Source organism: Gemmata obscuriglobus (assembly GCF_008065095.1).
Lineage (GTDB): Bacteria > Planctomycetota > Planctomycetia > Gemmatales > Gemmataceae > Gemmata > Gemmata obscuriglobus.
On the sequence record NZ_CP042911.1, the window covers coordinates 8,776,988 to 8,792,192 of the forward strand.

14 protein-coding genes are annotated in these 15,205 nt (G+C 68.5%); 9 read left to right on the top strand and 5 right to left on the bottom strand.

All coding sequences use genetic code 11. From position 1 onward, the window contains the following. Positions 1 to 278 precede the first annotated feature (278 nt). Positions 279 to 1,613 (top strand): right-handed parallel beta-helix repeat-containing protein, encoded by a 1,335-nt coding sequence (locus tag GobsT_RS36395; protein ID WP_010035976.1) that lies wholly within the window; start codon positions 279 to 281, stop codon positions 1,611 to 1,613. Positions 1,614 to 1,680: 67 nt separating this feature from the next. Here the strand turns inward: GobsT_RS36395 and GobsT_RS36400 are convergent, their stop codons facing one another. After that, positions 1,681 to 2,082 (bottom strand): response regulator, encoded by a 402-nt coding sequence (locus tag GobsT_RS36400; protein ID WP_010035975.1) that lies wholly within the window; start codon positions 2,080 to 2,082, stop codon positions 1,681 to 1,683. A 167-nt stretch (positions 2,083 to 2,249) separates the two neighbouring features. Further along, on the bottom strand, positions 2,250 to 2,783 hold the full coding sequence (locus tag GobsT_RS36405) for an NADH-quinone oxidoreductase subunit C (protein WP_010035973.1): 534 nt from the start codon (positions 2,781 to 2,783) through the stop codon (positions 2,250 to 2,252). 74 nt (positions 2,784 to 2,857) lie between these two features. On the opposite strand from GobsT_RS36405, the gene GobsT_RS36410 reads away from it, so the two are divergent. The 4 genes from GobsT_RS36410 to GobsT_RS36425 all read left to right on the top strand — a co-directional run bounded on the left by GobsT_RS36410 (position 2,858) and on the right by GobsT_RS36425 (position 7,403). Next, complete coding sequence (locus GobsT_RS36410) at positions 2,858 to 3,607, top strand: DUF4058 family protein (RefSeq protein ID WP_010035972.1); 750 nt, start codon at positions 2,858 to 2,860, stop codon at positions 3,605 to 3,607. Positions 3,608 to 3,865: 258 nt separating this feature from the next. After that, positions 3,866 to 4,837, top strand: coding sequence for an isoaspartyl peptidase/L-asparaginase (locus tag GobsT_RS36415; RefSeq protein ID WP_010035971.1), 972 nt, complete (start codon positions 3,866 to 3,868; stop codon positions 4,835 to 4,837). 147 nt (positions 4,838 to 4,984) lie between these two features. Then, positions 4,985 to 6,097: a hypothetical protein gene (locus GobsT_RS36420; protein WP_010035969.1), complete on the top strand. Its 1,113-nt coding sequence runs from the start codon at positions 4,985 to 4,987 to the stop codon at positions 6,095 to 6,097. 34 nt (positions 6,098 to 6,131) lie between these two features. After that, positions 6,132 to 7,403: a YkgJ family cysteine cluster protein gene (locus GobsT_RS36425; protein WP_010035966.1), complete on the top strand. Its 1,272-nt coding sequence runs from the start codon at positions 6,132 to 6,134 to the stop codon at positions 7,401 to 7,403. 95 nt (positions 7,404 to 7,498) lie between these two features. On the opposite strand, the gene GobsT_RS36430 is transcribed toward GobsT_RS36425, so the two are convergent. Both GobsT_RS36430 and GobsT_RS36435 read right to left on the bottom strand, forming a co-directional pair. Then, entirely contained in the window at positions 7,499 to 8,383 is an 885-nt protein-coding gene (locus GobsT_RS36430; RefSeq protein ID WP_010035963.1) for a WD40 repeat domain-containing protein, read from the bottom strand. A 405-nt stretch (positions 8,384 to 8,788) separates the two neighbouring features. Next, positions 8,789 to 9,730 carry a DUF1559 domain-containing protein gene (locus GobsT_RS36435; protein WP_010035960.1) on the bottom strand — a complete coding sequence of 314 codons (942 nt, stop codon included), beginning with the start codon at positions 9,728 to 9,730 and terminating at the stop codon, positions 8,789 to 8,791. Between the two features lie 249 nt (positions 9,731 to 9,979). Here GobsT_RS36435 and GobsT_RS36440 point away from each other — a divergent pair, with 249 nt between their 5' ends. Genes GobsT_RS36440 through yidD form a run of 3 tightly spaced genes read left to right on the top strand, consistent with a single transcriptional unit; the run spans position 9,980 to position 11,707 of the window. Further along, positions 9,980 to 10,912: a DnaJ C-terminal domain-containing protein gene (locus tag GobsT_RS36440; RefSeq protein WP_010035958.1), complete on the top strand. Its 933-nt coding sequence runs from the start codon at positions 9,980 to 9,982 to the stop codon at positions 10,910 to 10,912. Between the two features lie 58 nt (positions 10,913 to 10,970). Next, a complete protein-coding gene (gene rnpA, locus GobsT_RS36445) occupies positions 10,971 to 11,462 on the top strand; it encodes a ribonuclease P protein component (RefSeq protein WP_010035956.1) in 492 nt (163 codons plus the stop codon). After that, the gene (yidD, locus tag GobsT_RS36450; protein WP_010035954.1) at positions 11,459 to 11,707 is read left to right on the top strand and encodes a membrane protein insertion efficiency factor YidD; all 249 of its coding nucleotides are present in this window, start codon (positions 11,459 to 11,461) and stop codon (positions 11,705 to 11,707) included. The genes rnpA and yidD overlap by 4 nt, the downstream gene beginning before the upstream one ends. Positions 11,708 to 11,714: 7 nt before the next feature. Here the strand turns inward: yidD and GobsT_RS36455 are convergent, their stop codons facing one another. Beyond that, positions 11,715 to 12,629: a ThuA domain-containing protein gene (locus GobsT_RS36455; RefSeq protein ID WP_010035952.1), complete on the bottom strand. Its 915-nt coding sequence runs from the start codon at positions 12,627 to 12,629 to the stop codon at positions 11,715 to 11,717. A gap of 206 nt (positions 12,630 to 12,835) precedes the next feature. On the opposite strand from GobsT_RS36455, the gene GobsT_RS36460 reads away from it, so the two are divergent. Then, on the top strand, positions 12,836 to 14,983 hold the full coding sequence (locus GobsT_RS36460) for a protein kinase domain-containing protein (protein ID WP_157506577.1): 2,148 nt from the start codon (positions 12,836 to 12,838) through the stop codon (positions 14,981 to 14,983). The last annotated feature ends 222 nt before the right edge of the window (positions 14,984 to 15,205 follow it).

Consider the following 15,205-nt stretch of genomic DNA (forward strand, 5'->3'; position numbering starts at 1 on the left):
AGTTTCAAGTTCGCCGACCTCGAAACCCCGGCCTGCTGGCGTGGGCGGTTCGACCAATTGCGGTCGAACCGTCCACGGCCGCAGGCGGGTGGAGCCCCAGCGTGATTGTTTTCGGACCGCCGCGCGGGCCGGTGGGTTCGAGCGAATCCGTAGTCGCTCCGTTCGAACGGCTGATGGCAGCCGCTGCCGGAAGCACTGTGTGCCGTGCGACGGGCGTGGTTCCGCCGGTACAATTCGCATTTATCCGCCGTTCGTCACGGCACCACGGAGACGGGGACATGAGCACCTGCCAACGGGTCGGCTTCACCCTGGCGTTGTTGGTCACCGTCGGCAGTTACGGCACCGCCGCCGAGGTGTACGTCTCCCCAACTGGAAGCGACGACGCCACCGGCACCCTGGAACGGCCGTTCGCCACCATCCAGCGCGCGCAGGCGGCGGTCGGCCCGGGCGATACCGTCTTCGTCCGCGGCGGCACCTACAAGCTGACCGAATCCGATATCGCCCGGAAGCACCGGATCTGGGCGTATGTCACCGAGTTGAGCAAGAGCGGCGAGCGTGGCAAACCGATCCGCTACTTCGCGTACAAGGACGAGCGCCCAGTGTTCGACCTGTCCGCGGTCAAACCGGCCGGGTTGCGGGTGGACGCGTTCTTCGTCAGCGGGTCGTGGGTTCACCTCCGCGGGCTCGAAGTGACCGGGGTGCAAGTGACTGCCAAAGGGCACACCCAGTCCATCGGGTTCGAGAACGGCGGTAGCCACAACGTGTACGAGCGGCTCACGGTTCGTGACGGGCAAGCGATCGGCTTCTACATCACCCGCGGGTCGGACAATTTGGTACTCAACTGCGACGCTCACAACAACCACGACGCCACCTCGGAGGACGGCAAGGGCGGGAACGTGGACGGGTTCGGGTGCCACCCGCCGAAGGGCGGCACCGGGAACGTGTTCCGCGGGTGCCGCGCTTGGCTCAACAGCGACGACGGGTTCGACTGCATCAGCGCTCACGAGCCGGTCGTATTTGATCACTGCTGGGCGTTCCGCAACGGGTACTCGGCCAAAGGGGAGCGACTGGCGGACGGGAACGGGTTCAAGGCCGGCGGCTACGGGAGCGCCCCGGCGGCCCGGCTCCCGGACCCGATTCCCCGGCACGTGGTTCGGTTCTGCCTGGCGGTTGGAAACAAGAACAGCGGGTTCTACGCCAACCACCACCCGGGCGGGTGCGACTGGGTGAACAACACCGCGTCCCGCAACGGCGCCGACTTCAACATGCTCGGCCGGAAGGCCGACAACACGACGGACGTGGACGGGTACGGACACAAGTTGGTCAACAACCTGATTTACCCGCCGCGGCGTGGCGTGGTGCGGATGGACGCGACGAAGTGTGAACTGGCCGGCAACTCGTTCACGCTTGATTTGAAGCTGACTGACAAGAGCTTCGCAGGGCTGGACGAGGCGGAACTGACCCGTGCTCGCTGGGCGGACGGCGGGTTACCCGACATCAGCCTCCTGCGACCGGTAGCGGGCGGCCCACTGGTCGGGGCGGGAACGGATGCGGGTGCCCCTGCGAAAGGGGGCGAGAAGCCAAATGTCGGGGCGCTCGACCCGAAACCTTGAGCGGACGGCGAGGACCTGGGCTCAGTACCGATTCAGTCCAAAGCGACACACGACCGTGGCTGTATGTTTAATCGCGGCCCCCGCTGAGCCGCTCGACCACCAGGGCAAGTTCGATCGGGTCGGCCGGCTTCAGTAAGAACGCCGCCGCACCCGCCGCCAGGGCCGCGCGCCGAATGCTACCGGCCGTGTGCCCCGTCACCACGACGACCGCCGGCGCTTTCGGTAACCGCCGCACCCGGCTCACGAACTCGCACCCGTCACCGTCCGTCAGGTCCAGGTCGGTCACGAGTACGGAGGGTCGGATTTCGGCCACCGAGCTGATGACCGCGTCCGCGGAGTGCGCCTCGCGGGCATCGAACCCGTTGAGCCGTAACACGGCGGTCAGACTGGCCGAGTCGTCTGGAGCGCCGGCGGCGACCAGAACCCGCGCCCCGCCCAGCGGGCGCATGACGAGGTCCGTGGCGGTCATGTCGACCTCCGCGTGAGTGTGACGGGCCGTGCGTGAGCGAGAATACCGCCCGACGCACCGTTCCTTAAGTCGAATAGCACCGAAAATTCTACCACCTCACGGTCGCCGAGTACACCCCGCCCGATTGTTGCCCCTTTCTGCGTTCGATCGGTCGCACGGCGTCCTGCTCAGCGGCACCGGATGCCGTGGTACTCGAGCGGGAACTCGTAATCTTTGCGCAACGGGTGCCCCACCCAGTCGTCGTTGAGCAGGATGCGCACGAGGTTCGGGTGCCCGGTGAAGAACACCCCCACGAGATCGTACACCTCGCGCTCGTGCCAGTCGGCGGTCTTCCACACGCCGGCCACGCTCGGCACTTCCGGCAGCTGTCCGGGTTGGTCGCTCTTCCAGCGCGGCAGCACCAGTTTGAGCGTGAACCGGCGCCCCGGGAACGCGAAGCTCGACAGGTGGTAAAGCACTTCGACGTGCGGCTCGAACCCGGCTTTCGCCACCTTCTTCGGGTCCGGTTCGAGGTAATCGACCCCGGTGATGTCGTTGAGCAGCGCGAATTTCAACCGCGGGTCGTCGCGCAGGAACACGCACACGTTCACCAGTTCCGCGGGCTCGACCGTAACGAACGGATCGAGCGCGTCGGCCTTCGCGCCGGTGATCACAGAGCCGAACTGCGATTGCAGCAGTGCGATGGTTTCGCTGGCGGTCATGTGGCGGCTCCGGAGCGGTTCCCGACATCGTACCGGACCGCGGGGGCGGTTAGAATAGCCGGTGGAGGACACCCATGCCGCTGCGCGACCATTTCCGCCCGCCGCTCGCCGATAAACGCCGCTGGGACGTCCTTCACGGGCAATGGCCCGCGATGATCGTGCAGCGCCTGTTCCCGCTGCTGCCGGAGCGGTTCTACGCCGGCCCGAGCGTCCACCTCAGTCACTCGTTCGAGGTCGACATCGGCGCGATGGACGAAGGAGACGCTGAACCGAGCGACTCAAGCGCGTACCAGGACTCGGGGGGAGGGGTGGCAGTCCAGGCGCGGCCGACCGTCACTCCGGCGCCAACGCTCACCGTCGAAACCGAATGGCCCGACCAGGAAGAGTACGAGGTTCGCATATACGACGAGGACCGCGGCGGCCGGTTGGTTGCCGCGGTCGAGATCGTGAGCCCGGCCAACAAGGACCGGCCCGAGAGTCGTAAGGCGTTCGTCGCCAAGTGCGCCGCCATGCTCCAGCAGGACGTGTGCGTGTCGATCGTGGATGTGGTCACGGTCAAGCAGTTCAACCTGTACGCGGAACTGATGGAGTTGCTCGACAGGACTGACCCCGCACTGAAACCGGAACCGCCATCGGTGTACGCCGTAACGCTTCGTGGGCGAAAGCGACCCAAGAAAAAATCGCAGCTCGATGTCTGGTTCTATCCGCTGGTTATCGGTCAACCGCTGCCGGCGCTGCCGTTGTGGCTCGATGCTAACCTTTCCGTCATGCTCGACCTCGAAGGCAGTTACGAGGACGCGTGCCGGGTGCTGCGGATCGCGTAAGCCCGTCCCGTTTCGAGTCGTTGGTTGTGCGCCACCCGCCCGCTGACGCAGGCGGGTGGCGCCTGGGCGTGTTCCGATCAGGCGATTGATCTCGTCACGCCTATTGCCAACTTGAAACGACTGGGTTCGGCTCGTTACGCAACAGAAAAGCGGGTCCGCTCCAACTTCGGCCGGCGGCGTCTTGCGTCCGCGTGCCCCGGCGCTCACACTGAAGCGCTCTCCGACTCGGAACCCGCACACCGGAACCTGGAACCGCTCATGGCTGACCCGATCACGATTGCGACCTGGCCGTTCGGTAAGACCGCCGTCGAGGCCGCAATGAAGGAACTGGCGAAGGGGGCACCCGCCCTTGATGCGGCACTCGCCGGGGCGCAGGCGGTTGAGGACGACACCAGCATCCGCAACTCGGTCGGGTTCGGGAGCATCCCGGACCGACTCGGGCGGCTCACGCTCGACGCCTGCGTGATGGACGGCCGCACCCTCGCGTGCGGGTCGGTGGCGTGCGTCGAGCACATCCGGCACCCGGCGGCGCTGGCCCGGCGCGTGATGGAGAAGACCCCGCACGTCATGCTGGTGGGCGAGGGCGCGAAGTGGTTCGCGCTCCAGCAGGGGTTCCCGCTGGAGATGCCGTACACCGCCGAGAGCATCAAAGAGTTCCTCGACGCGCACCCCGATAAGAAAAAAGACGCCCCCGCGGGCAACGCGCCCGCGCGGCGCGACGGCGCCTCCGACATTACCCTCCAATGGGGCTCCCAACCCGCCCCCGCGCCGGGGTCCGAGTTCGACCACGACACCGTGACCGTGCTGGCGCTGGACAAGAAGGGGCACCTCGGCGGGGTCTGCACGACGAGCGGGCTGGGGTACAAGCTCCCGGGGCGGGTGGGCGACTCGCCGATCATCGGCGCCGGGCTGTACGTCGACGACCTCGCCGGCGCCGCGGGCGCGACGGGCGTGGGCGAAGAGATCATCCGCATCGGCGGCAGCCTGTTCATCGCCGAACTGCTCCGCGCCGGCAAGACGCCACAGGAGGCGTGCGAGCTGGCCTGCAAGCGGGCAAACGCCGCCGCGGGCCGGCGCGGCGTTCACCCGGCGCGCGTGGCGTTCCTCGCCCTCGACCCGAAGGGGAACGTCGGCGCGGCCTGCACCGAAAAGGCGGCGTTCAAGTACGCCGTCGCTCGCGGCGATAAGGTGGAACTGCTCACGGCCAAAGAGATCGGGCCGACCGCGTAGCGCGTTCCCGTTTTGGGACCGGCGGCCGGCCGGGGCCTTCGCCCCGGGCGAGGGCCGAAATCGGTAATCCGCGCGCCGCGGGCTCAACGCCGCGGCCGCTCTGGTAGAATTCATTCGTCGCGTCCGACGGCGGGAAGGGGAACGGGGATGTCGTTGGTGGTGCGGTGCCCGGGGTGCGGTGGTGCGTCGCGGGTGGACTCCGGCGCGCTCGGCCAGATGGTCGGGTGCCCGCGGTGCCATCTGCCGTTTGTTGCGTCCGAGGACGCGCCGGTTTCCGCGCCACCGCTCGCGCCGGCGCGGAGGTCGGTGCGTGCGAACCGGCCGCGGGCCGCCGCCGCGATCCCCATCGCGCCGCCCCGCGAGCGGCTCAACGGCTCGCCGGTCGCGCCGCAGGCGCGCCAGGCCCCGGACCACGAGCACGACCCCGTCACCAAGCACGCGACGGTCGGGCTGCCGCTGTCGGTGATGGTCGGGTTCGCGCTGATGCCGTTCGCCATCCCGCTCCTGTGGCTGCTCGGGCCGACGGTCACCGGGTTCGACGCGGCGGTGTCGATCGCGGTGCCCGCGTCGCTCTCGCTCGCGGCGGCGGCCCTGTGCCTGGGCATCGTGTACACCATCGACTGGACCGGCACCACGCGGCTCAAGGGCGTGTTGATACTGGTGGGCCTCGCGTACCTGTCCGCGGCCGGGCTGTACTTCCTGAAACCGGCTCTGGTGGCGCGGCTGCAAACGACGTTCGCGCTGCCGGCGGTGTGGTTCCCCATCACGGCCGAACCGAACGGCGAGTACTACGTCAAGATGCCCGGCGCGCCGGGCGAGGTCCGAGTGGACCCGGTCGCGGGCATCGACTGGAAGCTCGGGCGGGGCGTCGACCGGGAGACGTACACGAACAACGGCCCGAAGACCTACCATTACGTGTTCGCGGTGAGCAGAGCCCCGCAGCCGCAAGCGCTGGCCCCCGACGACGCCTGGTTCGCGAGCTTCGGCCGCCACCTGGCCGACAGCACGAAGGGCCGGATCGTGCGCGACGAGGCGAAGCGCACGGTCGACAACCACCCCGGTCGCGAGTGGGAGCTGAGGCTGCCCGACGGCGAGACGGTGCGCATCGTGCGCGTCTACGCGGTCCAGGGCCGCATCTACTACCTGTCGGTCGAAGGGCCGGACCTGGCGCCCGGCGAGCAGCTGTCGGCGTTCTTCCTCGACTCGTTCGCACGCGCCCCCGGCCCCGACCCCGGCCCGCAGAAAAAGGGCCGGCGGTGATTCGACCGTTACACCCGAACGGAACCGCCTCTCAATGCAAGTTCGCGCGCTGCCCGTGCTCCAGAACTGGGACTGCCACTCGTGCGGCGACTGCTGCCGCTCCTACGCCGTGCCCGTGACCGCAGAGGAGGGGCGCCGGATCGAGGCGCAGGGCTGGGAGCGGTTGCCCGAGTTCCAGGGCGTACCGTACTTCGTGAAGCGGAACGGCGAGTTCTACCTCAACCACCGCGCCGACGGCGGGTGCGTGTTCCTGGGCGCCGACAAGCTGTGCCGCATCCACGGGCAGTTCGGCGCCGCCGCCAAGCCGCTCGCGTGCCGCATCTACCCGTTCCTGCTCGTGCCCGCCGGCGACCACTGGAACTTCGGGCTGCGGCTCGCTTGCCCCTCGGCCGCCGAAAACAAGGGCCGGCCGCTGAGCGCGCAGGCCGGCGACGCCCGCCAGTACGCCGACTTCTTCGAATCGACCGCGGCCAAAGGCTCGCTCGACGGGCCGCCCCCGCCGCTGTACGGGAACCAGTGGGTGGGCTGGGGCGACGTGGGCCGGATCGCGACCGCGTTCTCGAAACTGCTCGCGAACGGGGCGGACCCGTTCGAGCGGCGCTGGCGCAAGGTGCTGTTCGTCGTGTCGATGCTGCGGAAGGCCAAATTCGACGGCGGGGGCGACCCGAAAAAAGCGGTGGTCGGTGGGCGGCTCAGCGAGCTGCTCCATGTGCTCGGGACGGCGGCCGAAGAGGAGGAGCCGGCGGAACCGGGCGAGGTGTCACGCCCGGGGTGGGTGGGCCGAACCGTGTTCCGGCAGTTGGTGGCGCTCTTCGCACGCAAGGACCACGGCGCCGAGAAGGGCGAGGCGCAGCGCGGCCCGGTGCGGCGGTTCGCTTCGGCGGTGCGGTTCGCGACCGGGCGGGGGCGGGTTCCGAAGGTCCACGCGGTCCTCACCGACGGCGCCACGTTCGCAGCGGGCGAGCGCCCTCTGGGTGCGCTCGGCGCGGACGCGGTCGCGCTCCTGACCCGCTGGCACCGCCTCAAGGTGGAATCGCTCCAGTTCTGCGGCGCGCCGAACTTCGGCCTCTCGGTGTGGGACGGGATCGAGTCGCTCGCGCTAACGTTCCCGGCGGCGATGTGGCTCGCCCGGGTGCTGGTCGCGGGCGGAACGGAACCGGGCGCGGCCGTCACACAGGCGGTGCGAATGGTGGACGACAACTTCGGGTTCAACCCGCTGCTCGGTTCGGCCCGCCAAAAATTCGCGCTCCGGTTGATCGCGGCCCGCGGCGACCTGCCGAAATTGGTCGCGTGGTACGGCCGCTGAATCGAATGCGGAACCCGGAGTTCGGAATGCGGAGTTGAAGACAAAACAGCAGGCAAAGAAGCGGCTCCCTTCTGGTGTTCCATTCCGCATTCGATTCACTGGTCAACGTCGAACTGCACGAGCCGGCCGTCGGCGGTGCCGCACACACCGGCGGAGCCGTCGGCGGTGAAGGCGAGGCACGTCAGCGGACCGCAGTTCCAGTCGTACTCACGAACCACCGTCCAGGTCGCGGGCGACCAGAACTTCAACCGGCCGTCGTCCCCGGCGGTCGCGAACAGGTCCGCGCCCGGGCTGAACGCCGCGTCCCGGAACGTGGCGTGGACCGTGGGGCCGCGCTTGCTCGTGCCGGTCGCGATGTCGATCACGTGGAACTGGTCGTCCCAGCCGAACGTACACGTCCGGCTGGCGCGGTCGAACGACACGAAGTTGGGGCTGCCTCCGCTCCGCAACGCGCGGGCCGCGGGGTAGCTGTAGTCGATGCCCCCGGACACCGCGAACCGCAGCTCGAACCCGTGGCGCCAGACGCCCGCCAGGAACTGCCCGTTCGGGCTGAACGCGAGCCGGTGGAGCGGGGGCCAGAATTCGAACCCGGGCGCGGGCTTCAGCGTGGGCAGGGACCACAGCACGAGCCGCGCACGGTTGGGGCGGCCGTCGGTGGCCGCGGCCAGCAACCGGCCGTCCGGGGACACCGCGACGCCGCCCGCGAACTTGTCCGATCGGTCGCCCCAACCGTGCGCGGGCGACGAGCCGACGCCGTACAGACGTAACTGCCCTCCGGTAGCGACGTGGGCCGCCCAGGCACCCGTCGGACCGAACACCACCGGTCCGGCACCGGCGCTGCGCGGCACGTCCGACATCTGCTCACCAGTTGCCCAATCGAACAGGGCGAGCCCACGTTCCCCGGACACCGCCATGCGCCGCCCGTCCGGAGACACCGCGGTCGCCTGTACCGCGCCCAGCCCCGTTTCGATCACGCGCATAGAGCCCGCCCGGAACTCGAGACGTCACACATCAGGTTCCATGCTACCACGGGGCCGCTCGTGTTGCCTGTGGAGGACGGCAGATGTGAGGCCGGACGTCTCGGTTGGAATCCAGGGGACCGGCGACCCGATTGTTGTTGGGAAGGGCGGGAGAAAGCGCGCTGCTCCCGCCGACTTGTCGGCGGGAGCGGGTGCGGAGGTTGCCGGCCCTGCGGTCGCGGCCGCGATCACTCCATCTTGTTGCCGCCGGGTGGGACGTTCTTCGGCGTTTTCGGCTGGACCCGTGGTTGTACCGCTTGCTGTCCCTGCGCGGGTGGTGGCGACGGCGGGGGCGGTTGTTCCCCCCCACAGCCGCAGGCCAGTGCGCCGTACAGCAGGAGGGCGCCCGCCCGCACCGGGGCGCGGTTAGAAGTCATAGTTGATCACCCTCCCGTCGTTGCGGCACCCGAGCCATTTGATCGTGGCCGCTTCGGCGTTGTTGCGGAAGAACCGCACCGACCCGTCCCCGAACCCGAAATAGGCCCCGCCGTGGTGCCGGCTGCCGAACGCCTGCGGCGCGGTCCCGTTGATCTGGGCCGACGTGTCGTCCAGGTGCCACATGTTGTCGCTGATCCGCACCCCGCACCCGACGGCCGGGTCCGGGCTGCAATAGTACCCCGTGTGCCCGGCCCAGATCGCCGCCCACTTCCGCTTGGTCTTCTCCTGCTCGAAGAAGCACTCGCCGATCACCACCGTGTTGCTGGTCCCGTCGGTCACGTCGGTGAACGTCACCTTGCTGTTCTGCCACATGATCCCGTTGCGGTCCTCGTTGGCGTAAAAGAACCCGCTGCTGCCGGTGCCACACACCGCCCGGTAGTTCGACAGGCCGAGCTGCCGGTCGGCCTCTTCGAGCCGGAACGGGTTCTGGTCCGGGGCCGGGTCGGACGGGCACCGGAACACGCTCAGCCGGGTCTGGGTCAGCGGGGTCGGGGTGATCGACCCGTAGCCGACCTGGGGGCCGAACGGCACCGCGTCCGGGTTGAGCTGGCGGTACAGGTTGTCCTGTTCGACGTACGGAAGGACCAGCGTACCCCACCCCCACCCCGGGAACACGTCGCCGGCGGCCTTGGCGTCGTTCTTGATGGCCGGCGGGTAGTTCCCGATCGCGGACGCGTAGTTGTGCATCCCAAGAATCAACTGCTTCACGTTGTTCGAACACTTCATGCGCGCGGCGGCCTCGCGCACCTTCTGCACGGCGGGCAGCAACAGCCCGATCAGAATCGCGATGATCGCGATCACCACCAACAGCTCGATCAGTGTGAAACCACGCGGGGTGTGACCGCGTCCGGAATGGAACGGGAGCGACACGAGATTCTCCCAGTGGGGCGTTAGTAAAAGGGCCGCGGCTGCGAGTGCCACGGGCGGAGAGGTGAACGAGTGATGAGCGTATCGCAGTGCCAGCGTTCTTGTCAACAGGTCAGGCGTCAGTTTTTCCCTTCGGACGAACCGGCGCTCGGAATCGCCGGCCGGGGCCGGCGCCTCTAACGTCGCGAGGGCGCCGCCGGCGCCACTACAATAACGCGCGTACCCTATTTGGCCCCGGAACCGAACACGACCATGCCCCGCGACCCCTACGAAGTGCTCGGCGTCTCCAAGTCCGCCACCCCGGAGGAGATCAACAAGGCGCACCGGAAGCTGTCGAAGAAGTACCACCCGGACCGCAACCCGGGCGACAAGCAGGCCGACGCGAACTACAAGGAGGTTCAGACCGCCCACGACATCCTGGGCGATCCGGACAAGAAAGCGCAATACGACCAGTTCGGGTTCGCCGGCACGCAGTCCGGCTTCCCGGGCGCGGGCGGCGGGTTCCCCGGCGGCGGCTTTCCGGGCGGTGGGTTTCCGGGCGGCGGGGGGCAGATGGACCCCGAGGCCGCGCAGCGCCTCTTCGACATGTTCGGCGGCGGTGCGGGCGGCCCGGACCTGAGCGACCTGTTCGGCGGCGGGCGGCGCAAGACCCGTTCCCGCAGCCGCCCGCGCGCAGAGCCGATCGAGTCCGACGTGACGATCCCGTTCGACGTGGCCGCCAACGGCGGGAGCGTCGGGCTGGAGTTCGGCGGGCGGCACATCGACGTGAAGGTGCCCGCGGGCATCGAAGAGGGGAAACGGCTGCGCGTCCCGGCCGACGCGACCGGCGGGCAGGAGGTGCTGCTGCGGGTGAAGATCGCGCCGCACCCGTTCTTCCGGCGCGAGGGCAACGACTTGTACCTCGACGTGCCGCTCACGATCGCGGAGGCGGTGCTGGGGGCGAAGGTCGACGTTCCGACGCTCGACGGCAGTAAGCTCGCGCTGGTGACCGTGACCGTGCCCCCCGGCACGTCGAGCGGGCGCAAGCTCCGGCTCCGCGGCAAGGGCGTTGCGGGCGGGGATCAGTACCTCGTCTTCAAGGTCGAGGTGCCATCCGGTTCGGTGGACGAGAAGAGCCGCGAGCTGATCACGGAGTTCGCGCAACTGAACCCGCAGAGCCCGCGCGCGAACGCCCCGTGGGTGTGACGCGTCCTGTTCGGTGACCCGCCGACGGGTGGAAACAAGGTTCGCAGAGGGGCCGGTCGTGCCGTCGTTCAAGTACCCGCAAACGCACCACATGAAGACCCCGGCGGAGTTCGAGCGGTGCTACACGCGCAAGCGGTCGGCGGCGGACGGGCTGCTGGTGGTGTACGCGTGCGAGAACGGCCTCGCGCACCCGCGGCTGGGGTGCTCGGTGTCGCGCAAGGTTGGCAACGCGGTGATGCGGAACCGCTACAAGCGGCTGTTCCGCGAGGCGTTCCGGCTGTCGCAGCACGACTTGCCCCAGGGGGTCGATCTGATCCTCATCCCGCGCCCGGGGCCGTACCCCGAACTGGGGGCGCTGCGGGCGTCACTCGTGAAACAGGCGCGGTACGCGGCCCGGAAGCTGAGCGAAGGGCCGAGAAGCAACCCACATCCCGGCCCCCGGCCTGAAAAGAAAGGGAGAGACGTTCCCCCCGCAACGGGCTCGCCCGCTGCGGCCGTCGCTCCCCCACGTCCTGAAGTGAGTGGGGCGGCTCCGGAGGGCGCGCCGTGAGCCAACTCCGCTGGCTGTGGCACGGCCCCGCTCTCGTGCTGGGCGGGCTGATGGTGTTCTGCGTCCGCGGATACCAGAAGGTGATTCGGCCGATGCTGCCCCCGATGTGCCGGTTCCACCCGGGGTGCAGCGAGTACTTCATTCTGTCGGTGAAGAAGCACGGGCCGGTCTACGGGTGCGCCAAGGGCGCGTGGCGCATCTGCCGGTGCAACCCGTGGAACAAAGGCGGGTACGATCCGCCGTGAGCCGGCGTTATTTCTTCCTCCCCTTCTCGTCCCAGTTGGCGCCGATTTCGGCGTCCGTGACCTCCGACTTCACGCCGTCGGCGGGTACATCGAGTTTGCAGATCCACAGGAGCGCGTTGAGCACCACCTTGCGGAAGTTGTCGTCCTTCCAGTTGCGGTGGAAGTGCCCGCCGGTGAACCCCACGCCCCGGCCGCCGTCCTTGCGCTCCAGCGCCCACATCATCGCCTCGGCCCGGCCCTTGGCCTCCTGAATGTGCTTGTACGGGCCGCGCGGGGAGACGTAGGGGCCGTTACGCACCGCGTCAGAGGGCGCGGCGAACAGGATGGGGGTGACGCCCTTCATGTCGTCCCGGAACCGCATGTTGAAGTACCACTCGTCCTTGATGGTGAACGGCTTCACCCCGTTCGCGATCGGGTGCTTGGGGAATTCCTTGAACTCCGGCGCCCACATCGGGTTGCACGAGTACAGGCTCTCGTAGTACCCGCCGATCCATTCCTTAAACTCCGGCCCGCCGAGGTCTTTGGGCACCTCGACGCCATAGTGCGCGCACATCAGCCCCACGCCCTTCGCCATGAGCTTCCCGATCCGCTCCAGGCGCTTCTCACGAACGAGGGGGTGGTTGCCGCCGCCATCTGCATAACAGAGGATCGCGTCGGCAGAGTCGAGCGCGGAATCGTCCTTCGGGTAGCCGTTGAGGAACACGACCGTTTCTAGACCTTCAACGCCCTGTAGACACTTGTTGAGTAGCCGGACGCCGGCGTTGAACTCGTGATCGCCGGGTCCGTGGCTGGGTGTGCCCGCGATCAGGACCAGTTTCTTCTTTTTCTCGGCGCCGCTGGCAAACGGAAGGTTAATTCCCCCCGAGCTAACGAGGGCCGTGGCGGCGGTGGCAGTAAGGAACTTGCGACGGGAGAGTGACATCGGCGTGTTGCTCCGAGTAGGTAGGCGAAGAGATTGTGTCGCGCCGGCGGTCCCGTTTCTACCCCCAGGAACGGCGGTCTGACGTTTTCCCCGTTCGCGTGACGGCGTATCTTTCTGCGAGGCGGCGCAAGTTGTGCGGCGCCGGCGCTTTTCCTGACATGAGCCAGAGCGTACTCACCTTGAGCGAACCCGGCTTGACCCCCGTGATGTCCGACGCCGACCAGCAGGCGGCGCGGGAACTCAGCTTGCGCGGGGCGCGGCCCCCGCTGGAGGTGCCGGGGTACGAGCAGTTCGCATTCCTGGGCCACGGGGCTTACGGGGAGGTGTGGACCGCGCTGAACCGGAACAGCGGCCGCCGGGTCGCGATCAAGTACTTCACCCGCCGGGGCTCGCTCGACTGGTCGGCGCTCGCCCGCGAGGTCGAAAAGCTCCGGCACCTGTTCTCCGACCGCTACGTGGTGCAGCTTTTCGAGGTCGGGTGGGAAGCGGACCCGCCGTACTACGTGATGGAGTACCTGGAGAACGGCTCGCTCGAGGACCACCTCCGCACCCACACGCCGCACGCGCACGAGGCGGCGGCTCTGTTCCGCGAGATCGCCGTCGGGCTGGTTCATGCACACGACCGGGGCATCCTGCACTGCGACCTGAAGCCCGCCAACGTGCTGCTCGACCACGAGCACCGCCCCAAGCTCGCGGACTTCGGACAGGCGCGCCGGACGAACGAGACCGCCGCCGCGCTCGGCACGCTGTTTTACATGGCCCCGGAGCAAGCGGACCTGAGCGCCGTGCCGGACGCCCGGTGGGACGTGTACGCCCTCGGCGCGCTCGTGTACCGGGTGCTGGTCGGCGAACCGCCGCACCGGGGCGACCCGGCCGCAACCGCCACGCTCACGGGCACGCTCGACTCGCAGCTCGCGGCGTACCGGAAGCTGATCCTCGCGGCCCCGAAGCCGTCCGCCCACTACGCCGTACCCGGAGTCGATAAGGGTCTGGCCGCGATCATCGACCGCTGCCTGGAACCCAACCCGAGCAAGCGGTTTCCGAACCCGCAAGCGGTGCTCGCTGCCATTGATGTGTGGAACATCCAGCGCGTGCGCCGGCCGCTTCTGTGGGTCACCGGCGTGACGTTCGCGCTGCTGTTTCTGTTGATGGGGCTGCTCGGGCAGTACCTGTTCCGCACCACGGTGAACACGGCCGCGCAAGGGGTCGAGAGCCGCGCGCTGGAAGCCAACAAGTTCGCCGCGCAGACGGAAGCCCGGCAACTCGCGGCGCAGATCCAGTTGCGGTGGGTGCAGCTCGACGCCGCGGCCCGTAACGCCCAGGTGCGCGAGTTGCTCGCGAAGGGCGAGCGGCTGCGAGACGACCCCGAAGCGGCCCGCACCCTCGATCGCCTTTTGGGCGAGCGAAAGGAGCGAGGCGACCGGCAGTTCGCGCCCGGAGACAAGGCGGCCATCTGGTTCGCGGACGACGCCAACGGGTTCCAGCGCGCCGCATGGCCGCCGGCCGACGCCGCCCGACACAAGTACCGCGGCTACCGGGATTACTTCCACGGCCGGGGCGAGCGTCCCGAGGGCACCCCCGTTCCCGGGATCATCGCCCGCCCGCACCGGTCGGTCGCGTACCGGCGTAAGGTCGAAGGCGGCGAGGATGTGTGGTCGGTCGCGTTCACGGTCCCGGTGTTCGCTGACGGGCCGGATTCGAAGCCGATCGGCGTGGTCGGCATGACGCTCGACCTCGCGGACGCCGCCCCCGAGCGCACGGACCGGTTCGCGGTGCTGATCGACACCCGGCCGGACGTCCGGAGCGGGCACCGCGGGCTGATCCTCCGGCACCCCTACTGGGCGACAACGCAGGGGAACAGCAACCCGCCGCTGTACTACGCGGACGCGGTCGTGAAGTGGGGCGACGCGCTCGGCGCGGGTGACGATTCGCGGGCCTTCGCCGATTCGGAGTTCACCGATCCCGTTTCCGAAGGCTGGCCGGAGTACCGGGGGACATGGCTGGCGTCCGCGAACCGGGTGCGCGTCGGCCCCGACAAGGTGGACACCGGCTGGGTGGTACTCGTGCAGGAGAGACGCGACGAGGTCCTTCAGCCGGTGCGCGAGATGCAGTGGCGGCTCGGGTTCGTGGGGCTGGTCGCCGGCGTCGCGGTGCTGGGGCTGGTGACGCTCATGTGGACCGGAATGATGATGGTGATGGACACGTCATCGCGGTCGCCGGTGACGCGACTGCTGCGGCGCTGGGCGGGGCTGCCGACGAGCGGAACGAGCACGACCGGCACCACCGCGAGCGGGCTGGCCGGTGCCGGCACCGCCCGCGGCAGCACAACGCCCACCCCCGGCGCTGGGTCGTGATGCCCGAAGGCGTGCGCTCGTAATTGCTTAGAAACGGTGGCGGAATGGACGGATGGTCGCGGCTTCGTACCGGCCCACACGGGCTTCGCGTTTACGAACACAGATTTTGACAGGATCGACAGGATTCACCGGATGAAGGCCGATCGATTTGAAATCCTGTTTATCCTGTCGATCCTGTCAAAATCTTCTGGACTCAGCCACCGCGTATTGGTGCGATCCGCT